This window comes from Polynucleobacter sp. 86C-FISCH, assembly GCF_018882415.1.
Taxonomy (GTDB): domain Bacteria; phylum Pseudomonadota; class Gammaproteobacteria; order Burkholderiales; family Burkholderiaceae; genus Polynucleobacter.
Map to the genome: position 1 here is coordinate 923,583 of NZ_JACVOL010000001.1, position 15,260 is coordinate 938,842.

10 protein-coding genes and 1 pseudogene are annotated in these 15,260 nt (G+C 44.8%); 4 read left to right on the forward strand and 7 right to left on the reverse strand.

Annotation, left to right across the window (positions count from 1 at the left end):
* Positions 1–189: 189 nt before the first annotated feature.
* Positions 190–2,868 (forward strand): DNA topoisomerase III, encoded by a 2,679-nt coding sequence (locus ICN10_RS04550; protein ID WP_216213174.1) that lies wholly within the window; start codon positions 190–192, stop codon positions 2,866–2,868.
* On the opposite strand, the pseudogene mnmC reads toward ICN10_RS04550, so the two are convergent.
* From mnmC to rpmH, 7 genes and pseudogenes are all read right to left on the reverse strand, one after another.
* A pseudogene (gene mnmC, locus ICN10_RS10135) lies at positions 2,838–3,929 on the reverse strand (FAD-dependent 5-carboxymethylaminomethyl-2-thiouridine(34) oxidoreductase MnmC); the annotation flags it as partial. The gene ICN10_RS04550 and the pseudogene mnmC sit on opposite strands and share 31 nt — an antisense overlap.
* A 48-nt stretch (positions 3,930–3,977) precedes the next feature.
* Positions 3,978–5,843, reverse strand: coding sequence for a phosphoenolpyruvate carboxykinase (GTP) (locus ICN10_RS04555; RefSeq protein ID WP_216213176.1), 1,866 nt, complete (start codon positions 5,841–5,843; stop codon positions 3,978–3,980).
* A 90-nt stretch (positions 5,844–5,933) separates the two neighbouring features.
* On the reverse strand, positions 5,934–7,295 hold the full coding sequence (gene mnmE / locus ICN10_RS04560; RefSeq protein ID WP_216215166.1) for a tRNA uridine-5-carboxymethylaminomethyl(34) synthesis GTPase MnmE: 1,362 nt from the start codon (positions 7,293–7,295) through the stop codon (positions 5,934–5,936).
* 42 nt (positions 7,296–7,337) lie between these two features.
* Positions 7,338–9,011: a membrane protein insertase YidC gene (gene yidC / locus ICN10_RS04565; RefSeq protein ID WP_216213178.1), complete on the reverse strand. Its 1,674-nt coding sequence runs from the start codon at positions 9,009–9,011 to the stop codon at positions 7,338–7,340.
* Positions 9,012–9,021: 10 nt separating this feature from the next.
* A complete protein-coding gene (gene yidD, locus ICN10_RS04570; RefSeq protein ID WP_216213180.1) occupies positions 9,022–9,261 on the reverse strand; it encodes a membrane protein insertion efficiency factor YidD in 240 nt (79 codons plus the stop codon).
* 1 nt (position 9,262) lies between these two features.
* Positions 9,263–9,580 carry a ribonuclease P protein component gene (gene rnpA, locus ICN10_RS04575; protein WP_255536806.1) on the reverse strand — a complete coding sequence of 106 codons (318 nt, stop codon included), beginning with the start codon at positions 9,578–9,580 and terminating at the stop codon, positions 9,263–9,265.
* An 8-nt stretch (positions 9,581–9,588) separates the two neighbouring features.
* Positions 9,589–9,723, reverse strand: a complete 135-nt coding sequence (rpmH, locus tag ICN10_RS04580; protein ID WP_011903922.1) for a 50S ribosomal protein L34 — start codon at positions 9,721–9,723, stop codon at positions 9,589–9,591.
* A 222-nt stretch (positions 9,724–9,945) separates the two neighbouring features.
* Here rpmH and dnaA point away from each other — a divergent pair, with 222 nt between their 5' ends.
* From dnaA to gyrB, 3 genes are all read left to right on the forward strand, one after another.
* Positions 9,946–11,370 (forward strand): chromosomal replication initiator protein DnaA, encoded by a 1,425-nt coding sequence (gene dnaA, locus ICN10_RS04585; RefSeq protein ID WP_255536807.1) that lies wholly within the window; start codon positions 9,946–9,948, stop codon positions 11,368–11,370.
* 263 nt (positions 11,371–11,633) lie between these two features.
* The gene (dnaN, locus tag ICN10_RS04590; RefSeq protein ID WP_216213184.1) at positions 11,634–12,749 is read left to right on the forward strand and encodes a DNA polymerase III subunit beta; all 1,116 of its coding nucleotides are present in this window, start codon (positions 11,634–11,636) and stop codon (positions 12,747–12,749) included.
* A gap of 11 nt (positions 12,750–12,760) precedes the next feature.
* Positions 12,761–15,259 carry a DNA topoisomerase (ATP-hydrolyzing) subunit B gene (gene gyrB / locus ICN10_RS04595; protein WP_216213187.1) on the forward strand — a complete coding sequence of 833 codons (2,499 nt, stop codon included), beginning with the start codon at positions 12,761–12,763 and terminating at the stop codon, positions 15,257–15,259.
* Position 15,260: the final 1 nt, after the last annotated feature.

Below are 15,260 nucleotides of genomic sequence, written 5' to 3' on the forward strand. Positions count from 1 at the left end.
TTTTGCTATAAAAATAGGCAATCTGTTGCGTCCAAAATAGGCAAAAAATTGGGGTTTTTGGACTTTTCTTAATTTATCGGTTAATAATAAAAAAGGGGTATGTAATTGGCTGGGTCCTATTTAGGCATTAATCGACCCTCCGTTTTACCCAATAAAACATCATTTTTAGCTCAAATTTAGGCAAAACGCGTGGCGACTAAAGCAACTACCAAAAAAAGCAGCTCTAAGACTACCGCCGGGGATAACCCAAAGGCACTCATCATTGCGGAGAAGCCCTCTGTTGCCAATGACATTGCTAAGGCCCTAGGTGGCTTTACAAAATATGAAGATTATTTTGAAAGCGATGAATTTCTGATTTCTTCTGCAGTGGGCCATTTATTAGAAATCGCCGCTCCCGAAGAATTTGACGTAAAACGTGGCAAGTGGTCTTTTGCCAACCTGCCAGTGGTGCCTCCATATTTTGATTTGCGTCCGATTGCCAAAACAGAGTCACGCTTAAAAGTTTTACAAAAGCTTATTAAGCGTAAAGATGTCACCGCGCTGATTAATGCATGCGACGCGGGGCGTGAAGGCGAGCTGATTTTCCGTTTGATTGCGCAACATGCAAAAGCATCGCAATCTATTAAACGCTTGTGGCTGCAGTCGATGACACCAGCAGCAATTCGTGATGGCTTTGCCAACTTACGAACCGATGAAGATATGCAGCCCCTTGCAGATGCAGCGCGTTGCCGCTCTGAAGCAGATTGGTTAGTTGGTATCAATGGCACTCGCGCCATGACTGCGTTTAATAGCAAGAGTGGTGGCTTCTTTTTAACCACGGTCGGCCGTGTTCAAACCCCAACACTCTCAATTGTGGTTGAGAGAGAAGAGCTCATTCGTAAATTTATTTCTAAAGACTACTGGGAAGTAAAAGCAGAATTCATTGCTGCGGCAGGCGTCTATGAGGGTCGTTGGTTTGATCCGAAATTTAAAAAAGATGCTGCTGAACCAGATGCGCGCGAGAATCGCTTATGGAGCGAAGCGGCCGCACAAAGCATCGTAGCGGCATGTCGCGACAAAAAAGCAAACGTAACCGAAGAGGCCAAGCCAGCCACACAGCTTGCTCCTCAACTATTCGACTTAACTAGTTTGCAACGCGAAGCGAATGCACGCTTTGGCTTCTCCGCAAAAAATACATTAGGTCTTGCACAAGCTTTATATGAGCGTCACAAAGTATTAACGTATCCGCGTACTGATGCAAAAGCACTGCCAGAAGATTATCTCGATACAGTTAAGCAAACCATGGAAAATCTTTCTGAGAATTCGCAAGACTATCGTGCATTTGCCAAACAAATTCTGCAAGGCGATCCTAAGGATCCAAAAGCCAAGGCAGGCTACGGATGGATTAAACCGAACAAGCGTATTTTCGATAACTCCAAAATTTCCGATCACTTTGCGATCATTCCAACTCTAGAAACGCCAAAGAGTTTGAGCGAGCCCGAGGCAAAGCTCTACGATTTGGTAGTACGTCGTTTCTTGGCGGTGTTTTATCCTGCTGCGGAATTCCGCGTTACTACTCGTATTACAGAGGCTTCAGGACACCACTTTAAAACCGAGGGGCGTGTGCTTGTAAACCCAGGCTGGCTAACGGTCTACGGTAAATCCAATCAGGCGGATGATGAGCTCGTTCCAGTCCAAGAGGGCGAATCAGTCCAAACAGAAACTATTGCTGCTGTGCCATTAAAAACAAAGCCACCAGCACGCTATACAGAAGCAACATTGCTCTCCGCAATGGAAAGCGCTGGTAAGTGGGTAGATGATGATGAGATGCGTGAAGCTATGGCCGAAAAAGGCTTAGGCACTCCTGCAACACGCGCGGCAATTATTGAAGGTCTGCTAGCAGAAAAGTATATCGTGCGCGAAGCACGTGAGCTAATACCAACAGCAAAAGCGTTCCAGCTGATGACTTTATTGCGCGGCTTAGATGTTGAAGAGTTAACGCGCCCCGATTTAACTGGTAGCTGGGAGAACAAACTTTCTCTCATCGAGCAAGGCAAGATGAATCGCGATACTTTCATGCAAGAGATCGCGCAGATGACCCAGCGCATTGTGAAGCGCGCCAAAGAATACGATAGCGATACTATCCCTGGCGACTATGCCACTATGACCACGCCATGCCCGCACTGTAAGGGTCCGGTGAAAGAAAACTACCGTCGTTTTGCTTGCGAAAAGTGTGGCTTTACTATCAGCAAAACACCGGGTGGACGTGCATTTGAATACCCTGAAGTTGAAGAGTTGCTACGTGAAAAAACGATTGGCCCTCTACAAGGATTCCGCAGCAAAATGGGAAGGCCATTTGCAGCAATTATCAAGTTGAGTGAAATTCCAGAGGATGACAAAGACTATCCAAATGCTGGTTTCAAACTCGAGTTTGATTTTGGTAATACACAAGATGACGAAACTGAAGCGGTTGATTTCACAGGTCGTCAAGCTCTAGGAGTTTGTCCTAAGTGTTCTGGTGCTGTTTATGAAGATGGCATGCGCTACGTTTGTGAAAACAATACGGGCCCAAGCAAAACGTGTGACTTCAAAACCGGCAAGGTTGTTTTACAACAAGAAGTATCGGCAGAACAAGTTCAAAAGTTATTGAAAGAAGGCAAAACCGATCTTCTGACCAACTTTAAGTCGAACCGTACTGGTCGTGGGTTTAAGGCCTATTTAGCCTTAGATTCAGCAGGCAAAATTGGTTTTGAATTTGAGGCCAAAGCTCCCAAAGCAGAGGGTGCTGCTAAAGCCCCTGCGAAGAAACGGGCAGGCGCAAGTGCAGCAACTAAATCAGCTGCAAAACCTAAGCGCGCTAGCAAAGCAAAGTCATCCTCTAGTAGCTGAGCGGTAATAAGCTTGGCCGCTAGAGCGGACCACAAAATTCCACGTGACCCCAAGGCGGTAGCCAGAAATATCCCTGGGCGCTGAGTGAGGGCGCCGATGATGGGCAAGCGATCGCCAGCAACACAACGAACGCCAACAAATTCACCGGCCTTCACTAACGAGCGCGTATCCCCCTCTTCATAGGCTATCAGGCCCTTAGCTTGTTCGCGATTGAAATCATCGCTTTCATCTCTTGGCACCAGATCGTCTTCGCCCTCATCAAAGCTCGAGCCCACGATCCATTGATAACTGCCGTCCTCTAAACGAGTCGCAGGCAAACAATAACCATCGCCAGAAATTCCGACACTTGGCAACCTTTCGGCCCAAGGATCTCCTTCTTGAACCGAGAAAATGCTGAGTTGTCCACGTACAGGCCTTAAAGGTAAGCGAATATCAATGCTGCCCATTAAAGGCTTCGCCTCCATGGCGCAAGCAATAACTACCTTGTCTGCTGAGACGACCATCTCATTTTGTGCATCAAACAAATGCCAAGCCTTGGTACCCTTTTCAAGGCGCGTAATGTGTGTATTCCAGACGCAAGTTAACCGCTCGTGATTCTTCAAAAGCTGTTTGCTTGCTTCGTATAAATTTAAACCAGCACCTCGCGGCAACCACACACCGCTTTGCTCAATTCCACAAACACGCTGCGCTTCCTTAGCATCCATAGCGATTGCCATATCGACATCAAGATCTAGGTAGTGAAGATGCTCCATCGTTTGTGCACGATCAAATACTTTGTCTTTTTTGGTCGGCTGAAATATTCCATGCTGCTGCCATACATTTTTCCAGCGCGCTTCTGCTAGCAAAAATGCAATACGCGTTAGACGCAATAGGCGTGGAGAGCCTTTACCAATATGGGGATGAGCAATGGCATAAGCATGGCTGGAACAGGCAGTCGCTGGAGATGCGGCGGCGTCAATAATGCAAACTGCTTTGCCGCGCTCGAGCAACTCACTTGCAATGGTTGCCCCACAAATGCCTGCCCCAATCACCACTATTTCATGGTGTTGGGGTTTGGTCATTTAATAAATCTATATAAAACGTTTGTGATTACTGAAGGGTTGTCAGCATTAAGCATTCAAACGTTGTTCGATCTTAGAGCGAGTTTCTTTCAACTCTTTTGGCAAACGATCGCCAAGGTGTTCGAACAATTCTGTATGAAGCTTAAGCTCATTCTTCCAGTCATCAATTCCAACATTGATGGCTTGAGTGAACTTCTCTGCTGAGTAATCAAGGCCGCCCCAGTGCATATCTGCGTACTCTGGAGTAATGCCAAACGGTGTTTCTTTGCCGTTAGCTTTGCCTTCGGCGCGATTCAAAATCCAAGAAAGAACGCGCATGTTCTCGCCGAAGCCAGGCCATACAAACTTGCCATTTTCGTCTTTGCGGAACCAGTTCACACAATAGATCTTCGGCAATACAGCGCCTTCAGCTTCCAACTTCTTACCAATATTTAACCAGTGTTGGAAGTAGTCGCTCATGTTGTAACCAGCAAATGCAATCATTGCAAATGGGTCACGGCGCACAACGCCGATCTGTCCTGTAATCGCTGCGGTAGTTTCCGAGCCCAATGTCGCAGCCATGTAAACACCCTCAACCCAATCACGCGCTTCGCTAACCAAAGGCACAGTGTTTGAACGGCGACCGCCGAACAAGAAAGCATCAATTGGAACGCCTGCAGGATCATCCCAGTTTGGATCAACCGCTGGGTTATTGGTTGCAGCAACAGTGAAGCGTGAGTTTGGATGTGCGGCTTTACGACCAGCAGCGCCATCAGCAGGAGTCCAGTCTTTACCTTGCCAGTCAATCAAATGTGCTGGCGGGGTTTCTGTCAAACCTTCCCACCAAACATCGCCATCATCGGTCAAGCCAACGTTAGTGAAAATCACGTCTTGGTTCAATGAGTCGATACAGTTTTGGTTTGTTTGGCGATTGGTTCCAGGAGCTACGCCAAAGTAGCCAGACTCAGGATTGATCGCAAATAAACGGGTTTTGCCAGTGACAGCATCTTTGCGTGGTTTGATCCAAGCAATATCGTCACCAATAGTAGTTACTTTCCAACCATCGAATCCTGCTGGAGGAATCATCATGGAGAAATTGGTTTTGCCGCAAGCAGATGGGAATGCTGCTGCGATATGGTATTTCTTACCTTCGGGTGAAGTTACGCCCAAGATCAACATGTGCTCAGCCAACCAACCTTGGTCACGGCCCATATTTGACGCAATGCGCAAGGCAAAACATTTTTTACCTAACAATGCATTGCCACCGTAGCCAGATCCAAAGGACCAGATCTCACGAGTTTCTGGGTAATGAACAATATATTTGTTCTTGTTGTTAGGCCATGCAACATCTTTTTCGCCAGCAGCCAAAGGCTTGCCAACCGTATGAATACAAGGAACGAATTCGCCGTCAGCACCCAACTGGTCAATAACTGCTTTGCCCATACGGGTCATCAACTTCATATTGATTGCAACGTAAGGGCTGTCAGATAACTCAACGCCAATGTGTGCAATTGGTGAGCCGATTGGGCCCATTGAAAATGGCACAACATACATTGTTCTGCCACGCATACAGCCATCAAACAATGGATTCAATGTTGCACGCATCTCGCTTGGCTCAACCCAGTTATTGGTTGGACCAGCATCTTCTTTCTTGGCAGAGCAAATAAAGGTGCGGTCTTCAACACGCGCCACATCTTCAGGATCAGACAAAGCTAAAAAGGAGTTTTTACGTTTGGCAGGGTTAAGACGCTTAAATACACCAGCCGAAACCAACAACTCGCACAGCTCATCGTACTCAGCCTGTGAGCCATCACACCAACGAATCGCGTCAGGCTTGGTCAGAGCGGCAACTTCGCCAACCCACTCAATTAAACGCTTGTTTTTTACGTAAGCTGGCGCATTCACATTGATTTGGCCGCTGGTAGTTGAAGTCATATGTTTCCCTATGAAGATTGAATTTTTTAATCCGACAATTTTATCATTTTGGGTGAATTTTTACCCTCAGCCCCACACCGCACAAACCCTTTACTTGCCAATACAAAATTGGCTGAAGATTTTGCCCAAAAGGTCGTCAGGGAGCAGTTTGCCAGTGATTTCGCCAAGGTGTTTTTGCGCTAAAGATAGCTCTTCTGCAAACAACTCCAGCGAATTGTTGCCATTTGCGGCAAATTGTTCTGATTTTTCAATATGTTCTGCAGCTCGCTCTATGTAGTCTAAATGTCTTCTGCGAGCCAAAATTGTGCCCTCTTGAGGCCCATCCCAGCCCACAATCTCCAAAATCTTCCGCTTGAGCTGATCTATTCCCACTCCAGTTTTGGCAGAAATCAATAAAGCCTGATCGGACGGCAATTTTGGAGAGTCGGGCAGCAAGTCAGCCTTATTGACGACTTCGAGTACAGCGCATTTAGGGGGTAATTCCTCCAAAATCTGGGCTTTTAGCTCATCTTCTTGATTGCCCGCCTGAGCGTCGGTCAAAAAAATCACCATATCAGCATGACGAATGGCATCCCAAGATCTCTCAATCCCCTTTGCCTCGACTATGTCGGAAGTTTCCCTCAAGCCTGCGGTGTCAATAATGTGCATTGGCACGCCATCAATAGTGATGCTTTCCTTTACTCGATCGCGGGTAGTTCCAGCAATGGGGGTAACAATAGCCACCTCTTCGCCAGCCAAACGATTTAATAGGGAGCTTTTCCCAACATTAGGAGCCCCAGCCAAAACCAACTGGATTCCATCTCGCAAGATTTTTCCCTGCTTAGCGCCAGCACGTAAAGCCTGCAACCTTTCTTTTACAGCCGCCAAGCGTTGACGCGCTTGGGCATTTTCCAAAAACTCAATTTCCTCTTCTGGAAAATCCAGGGTTGATTCAACCAAAATTCTGAGCTGAGTAATTTCCTCGATGAGATTGTTAATGTCATCAGAAAAAGCACCTTGCAAGGAGCGCGCGGCTCCACGCACGGCCGCCTCACTTTGCGCATCAATCAAATCTGCAATTGCCTCGGCTTGAGTCAAATCGATCTTGTTATTGAGATAGGCGCGCAAAGTAAATTCGCCAGGCTCTGCGATAACAAGCCCCTCGTTTTTTCCCAACTCTAAACAGCGCTTTATTACCAACTCGAGTAGTTGTGGCCCACCATGACACTGAAGCTCTAAAACATCTTCACCTGTGAATGAGGCTGGTCCAGCAAAGTAAATAGCAATAAGCTGATCAATAGCATCGCCGTGTTCGTCACACAGTGTTAATAGATTGGCTTGACGTGGAGAAAGTTTTTTTTGAAAGAGGGAGTTTGCGATGGGCTGTAGGTTTTGTCCGCTGATGCGAACAACGCCCACGCCAGCCTTACCCTGTGCGGTTGCGACAGCAATGATAGGCAATTTTCTCGTCATCATTGCTGTCTACTTATTACAAAGTTTTATGCGGCTCGCAAATTACCTAGCGGGCTTTTTTCCAAACATTTGGTTAATTTGCCACTGCTGTGCAATTGATAACAAATTGTTTACAACCCAATATAAAACCAATCCGGCAGGGAAGAAGAAGAACATGACCGAGAAAACAATCGGCATGTACATCATGATTTTTGCCTGAACTGGATCTGGTGGTGTTGGGTTCAACTTGGTTTGCACGAACATTGAAGCAGCCATAATTACCGGAAGGATGTAGTACGGGTCAGGAACTGAAAGGTCATGAATCCACAATACCCATGGCGCCCCACGCATCTCAACCGAAGACAACAAAACCCAATACAAAGAAATAAACACTGGGATTTGAATAACCACAGGGAGACAGCCTCCCAACGGGTTAATTTTTTCTTTTCGATACATCTCCATCATGGCTTGATTGAGTTTTTGTGGCTCGCCTTTGTACTGCTCTTTCATGGCCACCAAGCGGGGTTGCACTTCCTTCATGCGCGCCATTGATTTATAGCTTGCTGCAGAAAGCGGGAAGAACACCAACTTAATTAAGATGGTCAAAAGAATGATTGACCAACCCCAGTTGCCAACATAAGAGTGGATGTTGTCTAGCAGCCAAAAAATTGGTTTGGCCAAAATGGTTAAGTAGCCATAGTCTTTTAGCAACTCAAACCCTGGGGCGATAGTTTCTAAAACACGCTCCTCTTGTGGGCCAACAAATAACTTGGCTTTTTCTACAACAGAAGATCCTGAGGCAACCACGCCGAGGGGGGTTTGCATACCAATTCGATAGAGGCCGTTGTCAATTCTGCCGGCGTAAATATCGCGTGCAACTTTATCGCCCGGGATCCATGCGCTTGCGAAATAATGCTGGACCATTGCAATCCAAGCTGGCTCACCAGCCGCTACTTGGGTAGGGATAGTGATTTTGTTTTTATCAATTGCCGTGAACTCAAGCTTATTAAACTTTTCTTTGTCGGTGTAAGCAGCTGGCCCAGTAAAGGTGCTAGCAGAAAAGGCGCCATCGAAGGGGCCGATTTTTTGTTCTTGGGATGCGTCGCGCACAATCTCTGTGTATAGAACAAGTGGGTTTGGGTTGTTTGATGATTGGGTAACTCGATGCCCAACATCCACAACATAGCTGCCTGGATTAAGAATGAATGTTTTTTCCAACTTAACGCCATTGCGTTCACTAACAAAAACAGCAAACGGTCTACCTGAGCCATCTTTGCCGGATTGAGCCAACTTAAATGTACTTGTATGGTTTGGCAGATCGTTATTTCCAAGGGAAATTAATCCTGAACGAGCAAAGTATTTATGTGTCGGCGTGTATTGGAACAGCTCAACCGGCTTATTTTCTGCGGTTAAAGATTTCAATAGCTTTGCATCAATAACGTTTGCGCCGCTTGCGCTGATCTCCAACACTAAAACATCGTTCTGTAGTGTGAATTTTTCTGCGCCTTCAATCGCACCTCCACTTACGACAGGGGTTGCAGCAACGGCTGGTGATCCTGAGATTTGTGTAGGAACATCAACCTTGTTGGTGGTAGCTGTTTTATCGGCAGCTGCTGGAGCACTTGCTGGAGCGCCACCAAACAAAGATGGCTTGCCTTCATGAACCTGCCAATTGTTGTAGAGCATAAGACCCGACATCGAGAATACAGCCCAAAGAATTGTTTTTTTAAAGTCCATTTACATTCACTTAAGTTGATGTTTTTGTATCTTTTAAAGCAGGATCATAGCCGCCGTGTGACCATGGGTTGCAGCGCAAGATACGCCACACCGTTAATCCAAGGCTTTTTAAAAATCCATAATGACTAAAGCAGTCACAAGCATATTGCGAACAACTGGGTACGTATTTGCAGTGCATTCCCACATATGGGCTCAATGTTAGTTGATAAATTTTTACCAACTTTATTGCCACGTGGTTTAAAACACGCACCTTAAATTAACCCTGAAATTTGAGAGCGCAGAATTTCTTTTTCTTTTTTTCTAAGCCTGCCTCGTGTTTCGCGACCAATTGGTTTTTTGAGCTTAACTACAACATCTTTATTTAAGGTGTTGGCTTGAGCCGCCCAAACCAATTCGCGAATCATTCTCTTGAGGCGATTTCGGTCAACCGCTCTTTTGGCTAACTTCTTTGCTACAGCAACCCCCAAGTCAGGCTTAGCGCCCTCTTGGGTGGATGCAGCATATACACCCCAGTACAAACTTGTCTGGGGACGTATTTTTAGTAATTCAGAAATCCTAGCGCTATTCAATGGCTAAATTAAACAGCCAAACGCTTGCGGCCTTTTGCACGGCGTGCATTTAAAACTGCGCGTCCGCTTTTGGTTTTCATACGAATGCGAAAGCCGTGAGTGCGCTTGCGACGTGTTACTGAGGGTTGGTAAGTTCTTTTCATGATCGATCCCTGGAAAACCAAGTATTTTCCTTGTTGCAGAGCAAAAGGTCAATCTATCTTGATGAATATGTAGGTGTTTTTCTCTATTTTTGGCTAAATTTCTCTTAAATCATTAATTTAAATAGAGAATTTTCTATTATTCACAAGTTATCCACAGGTTTTCCACGTTTTTGTAGCTTGTGGATAACTTTGGGGGATCGCTACAATGGATCCTCCAAAAATATGAGCAACTTACACAATCCCCCCGCCTTGAATTCAATCAGCCCACTGGGATTTTGGGATGATGCCATTGGCATTTTATCTCGCGAACTGTCGCCCCAACAGTTTAAAACATGGATTCAGCCCCTAACTTTATTATCCTTCGTTGAAAGTGATGACTCACTAACAATAGGTGCGCCAAACCGCTTTAAGTTAGATTGGATCAAGAAAACTTTTGCCGACCGCTTTCAAGAGTTGGCATCTCAGTACTTTGGTCGCCCTATAAATGTAGGATTTACATTGGCGACCGAGGCAAATCCAGAGAGCAATAAAACGATTGCGCCTGAAGAAGTACAACAAAAAGCGGATGCTCCAGAAGCTGTAGAGCCTGTTATTTCTGTCGAAGAAGGGGGTTTTGAGATTGAGGACCACTCAAAACTAAACCCAAATCTCACATTCGAAACATTTGTGACTGGTAAAGCAAACCAGTTGGCACGAGCTGCGTCAATTCAAGTTGCCCACAATCCAGGCACCTCGTATAACCCCATGTTTTTATACGGTGGTGTGGGTCTAGGTAAAACACATTTGATCCACGCAATCGGGAACCATCTTCTTAAAGAGAAGCCCAACGCCAGAATCCGCTACATCCATGCAGAACAATATGTTTCGGACGTGGTGCGCGCCTACCAACAAAAGGCTTTTGACCGCTTTAAGCGCTACTATCACTCCTTAGACCTTCTGTTAATTGACGATATTCAGTTTTTTAGTGGGAAGTCCAGGACTCAGGAAGAGTTTTTCTATGCTTTTGAGGCTCTGCTAAGTAATAAATCCCAAGTCATTATTACTAGTGATACCTACCCCAAAGAAATGGCGGGTATCGATGATCGACTTATATCCCGCTTTGATTCAGGCTTAACTGTTGCAATTGAGCCCCCAGAGCTTGAAATGCGGGTTGCTATTTTGATGAAGAAGGCAATTAATGAGGGTATCCCCATGAGTGAGGATGTCGCTTTCTTTGTGGCAAAACACCTTCGCTCAAACGTTAGAGAGCTTGAGGGGGCTTTAAGAAAGATTTTGGCTTTTGTACGCTTTCATGGCAAAGAGGTAACTATTGAGGTTGCTAGAACGGCGCTGAAGGACTTGCTGTCAATTCAAAATCGACAAATTTCTGTGGAAAACATCCAAAAATCCGTTGCTGATTTTTATAGTATTAAGGTTGCGGATATGTATTCAAAGAAGCGCCCAGCAAACATAGCCAGACCCCGCCAAATCGCGATGTTTATGGCTAAAGAGTTGACACAAAAAAGTCTTCCAGAGATTGGGGAGTTATTCGGTGGTAGGGATCACACAACGGTTTTACATGCGGTTCGCAAGATTGCAGACGAGCGTTCGCACGACAGTCAGCTGAATCATGAAATTCACGTTATTGAACAAACCTTGAAAGCTTAATTCTGGGCTGTGGATAAGGTTGTGGAGAACCCCAGGGATAAGTTTGGGGATTACATGTGGATAAATTGTGGAAAGTCTCAGCTTCATGCAAAAATAGGGTGTTGATAAAAAGTTATCCCCGTTTTATGCAGTGCTTATACAAAAGTTTTCCACAGGTTTTTTAGCGTTTAAGGTGTTGTTTTATAGGGTGTTTTTGACTTATCCACGGAATTTCAAACCCTTATTACTATTACTACTAAGATATATACAAGGATTTAAAAGCAATGCAACTCGTTAACACTTCACGCGATAACTTACTAAAACCTCTTCAGGTTGTTAGTGGAATTGTTGAACGCAGACATACACTGCCAATTTTGGCAAACCTACTGTTTAAAAAAGTAGGTGAAAAAGTTTCTTTTATCTCTACTGATATTGAAATACAAATTACAACTAATGCCAATTTTGGCGTTGGTTCTGAAGACGTAACAACCACTGTTGCTGCAAGAAAATTATTGGATATTTTGCGCGCCTTGCCTGAGGGGCCGGTTTCTTTAAATCTTAAAGATAACAAGATGGTTGTTCAGAGTGGTAAGAGCCGCTTTTCTTTGCAAACACTATCTGCAACTGAGTTTCCTGTAATGCAGAGCGTTGGTGAAGTTACTGCTGCATGGAAGATGTCTCAGAAAAGTTTCCGTCAATTAATTAGCCAGGTGCATTTTTCAATGGCGCAGCAAGATATTCGTTACTACTTGAACGGTATGTTGTTGGTGATTGAGGGTAAGGATGTTGTTGCTGTTGCAACAGACGGCCATCGTCTTGCGTATTCACAGGTTGAGTTGGCTGAAGCGCCATCCGGCTCAGGTCAGAAGCAGGAAATCATCATTCCACGCAAAACTATTTTGGAGTGTCAGCATTTATTAGAAGACTCTGAAGAGCCTCTTGAGATTAGTTTGACTGCAAACCAGGTGAAATTCTCCTTTGGTGATATTGAATTAATCTCAAAACTGGTTGAAGGTAAATTCCCAGATTTCCAAAGAGTGATTCCTAAAGGTCAAAAAAACTCATTAGTGGTTGGTAGAGATGCATTGCAATCTGCCCTTCAACGTGCTGCCATTTTGACCACCGATAAATTCAAGGGTGTTCGGTTCTCTTTATCTCCTAATCGCATCACAATTCAATCAACCAACGCCGAGCAAGAAGAAGCGCAAGAAGAGATTGAGACTGAGTACTCAGGTGATGCGGTGGAGATTGGGTTTAACGTGAGTTACTTACTTGATGTTTTATCAAACCTCAAGAACGAAAAGATTCAAATTAGTTTGGGTGATGCGAATAGTAGTGCTGTAGTTACTCTGCCTGGCTCAGAGAGCTTTAAGTATGTTGTGATGCCAATGCGTATTTAACTTAGAAAAAAATGACTGAAGAAAAAAAAGTAGTAGAGCAGTACGGCGCTGCATCGATTCAAATCCTAGAGGGTCTTGAGGCTGTTCGTAAACGTCCTGGTATGTACATTGGAGATACTTCTGATGGAACCGGTTTACACCATCTTGTTTTTGAGGTGTTGGATAACTCAATTGACGAGGCATTAGCAGGGTATTGCTCTGAAATTACTGTAGTTATCCAAACTGATAACTCAATTTCTATTGTTGATAACGGGCGCGGTGTTCCTACAGGCATTAAATACGACGATAAGCATGAGCCTAAGCGAAGTGCTGCTGAAATCGTTATGACTGAACTACACGCTGGCGGTAAGTTCGACCAAAACAGCTATAAAGTTTCTGGTGGTCTACATGGCGTAGGTGTTAGTTGTGTAAACGCACTATCCAAATGGTTAAAGTTAACTATCCGTCGTGATGGCAAAGCGCATTACATGGAATTTGCGCGCGGTGTTATTCAAAACCGTAATGTTGTAGATGAAAATGGTGTTTTAGTATCCCCAATCACTGTTACAGGTGATACAGAACTTTCTGGAACTGAAGTTCATTTCTTAGCTGATGAGACAATTTTTGGAAACGTAGAATTCCATTATGAAATTTTGGTGAAGCGCATTCGTGAGCTTTCCTTTTTAAATAATGGCGTTCACATCAAGTTGATTGATCAGCGCACAGGTCAAGAAGAAGACTTCGCCTTCTCTGGTGGTGTTAAAGGGTTTGTTGAGTACATCAATCAAACTAAAAACGTTTTACATCCAAACATTTTTTACGCAGAAGGTGTTCGTCCTTCTGATCTCGGTGGGCAAATTACTGCTGAAGTCTCAATGCAGTGGAATGACAGCTTTAGTGAACAAGTGCTTTGTTTTACTAACAACATTCCGCAACGCGATGGCGGAACCCATTTAACTGGTTTGCGCGCAGCAATGACTCGTGTCATTAATAAATATATTGATGAAAACGAAGTTGCTAAGAAAGCAAAAGTAGAAATTTCTGGTGACGATATGCGCGAAGGTTTGGCTTGCGTTTTATCAGTTAAAGTTCCAGAACCAAAATTTTCCAGCCAAACCAAAGATAAATTGGTTTCAAGCGAGGTTCGTGGACCGGTAGAAGAGATCGTTGCTGAGGCTTTAAGTGCTTATTTGCAAGAGCGCCCAGCAGACGCAAAGATTTTGTGCGGCAAGATTGTTGATGCAGCCCGTGCTCGTGAGGCGGCGCGCAAAGCACGAGACATGACCCGTCGCAAGGGTGCACTAGATGGATTGGGTTTACCTGGAAAGTTGGCTGATTGCCAAGAAAAAGACCCATCAAAGTCTGAATTATTTATTGTTGAGGGTGATTCTGCGGGTGGATCTGCTAAGCAGGGGCGTGATCGTCGCTTCCAAGCAATTCTTCCCTTAAAAGGCAAAATCCTTAACGTTGAAAAAGCTCGCTTTGACAAAATGCTTGCAAGCCAAGAGGTAGTTACCTTAATTACCGTTCTTGGTACGGGTATTGGCATTGAGGAATACAAAGCAGACAAACTCCGTTATCACCGCATCATCATCATGACCGACGCGGACGTTGACGGAAGCCATATTCGCACGCTTTTGTTAACTTTCTTCTATAGACAGATGCCTGAGTTAATTGAGCGCGGCCACATTTATATTGCTCAACCACCACTTTACAAAGTGAAGTTTGGTAAGAGCGAGCAATACATTAAAGATGACAACGAACTAAATCAATTGTTGTTGAAGATTGCTCTTGAGACCGCCTCTTTACAAACGCCATCTGGCGAAGTTATTGAAGGCGATGCATTAAATGAGTTGGCAAAACACTATCAAGTGATTCAGTCGATTGTCGATCGTCTTTCTCGCACTATCGATGAAGATGCTTTGCGTGCCATTGCTTCGGGTACTTCATTAAATCTGGATACTGAAAAATCAGCAAACGAGTCTGCTGATCGTTTGCGCCAAGCGCTTGCGGATTCCTTAAATCCATTGGCTGTAGCACCAGAAATTATTGTGCAAAAAGAAGACCGCACAGAGCGTTTCCGCTTACTGCTGTCCCGCCGCATTCATGGAAACCTCAAGTTGTCTTCCATTAACTCCGACTTTGTACATGGCGACGATTATCAGAGTCTGGCAAATGCAGCTGCAGTTTTGTCTGGCAAGGTTGTTTCAGGATCCAAGGTTCGTCGCGGCGACCCAGACAAAAACCAGAAAGAGCAAACCATTGGTGACTTTAGGGCTGCCTTTGCTTGGTTGCTGTCTGAAGCAGAGCGCGTATTAAGTCGTCAACGCTACAAAGGTCTTGGTGAGATGAATCCATCACAGTTGTGGGAAACCACGATGGATGCAAGCTCAAGAACGCTTTTGCAAGTAAAGATTGAAGATGCGATTGCTGCAGACCAAGTCTTTACAACTCTAATGGGTGATGAGGTTGAACCTCGTCGAGCGTTTATTGAAAAGAACGCCCTAATTGCTCGTAACTTAGACGTATAAA

Bases quoted from the DNA above. Each gene is read 5' to 3' on its own strand.
- ICN10_RS04555 (WP_216213176.1), bottom strand. From the start codon at position 5,843: ATGACTTCAACTACCAGCGGCCAAATCAATGTGAATGCGCCAGCTTAC.
- dnaA (WP_255536807.1), top strand. From the start codon at position 9,946: ATGAGCAACTTACACAATCCCCCCGCCTTGAATTCAATCAGCCCACTG.
- yidC (WP_216213178.1), bottom strand. From the start codon at position 9,011: ATGGACTTTAAAAAAACAATTCTTTGGGCTGTATTCTCGATGTCGGGT.
- dnaN (WP_216213184.1), top strand. From the start codon at position 11,634: ATGCAACTCGTTAACACTTCACGCGATAACTTACTAAAACCTCTTCAG.
- mnmE (WP_216215166.1), bottom strand. From the start codon at position 7,295: ATGACGAGAAAATTGCCTATCATTGCTGTCGCAACCGCACAGGGTAAG.
- gyrB (WP_216213187.1), top strand. From the start codon at position 12,761: ATGACTGAAGAAAAAAAAGTAGTAGAGCAGTACGGCGCTGCATCGATT.
- rpmH (WP_011903922.1), bottom strand. From the start codon at position 9,723: ATGAAAAGAACTTACCAACCCTCAGTAACACGTCGCAAGCGCACTCAC.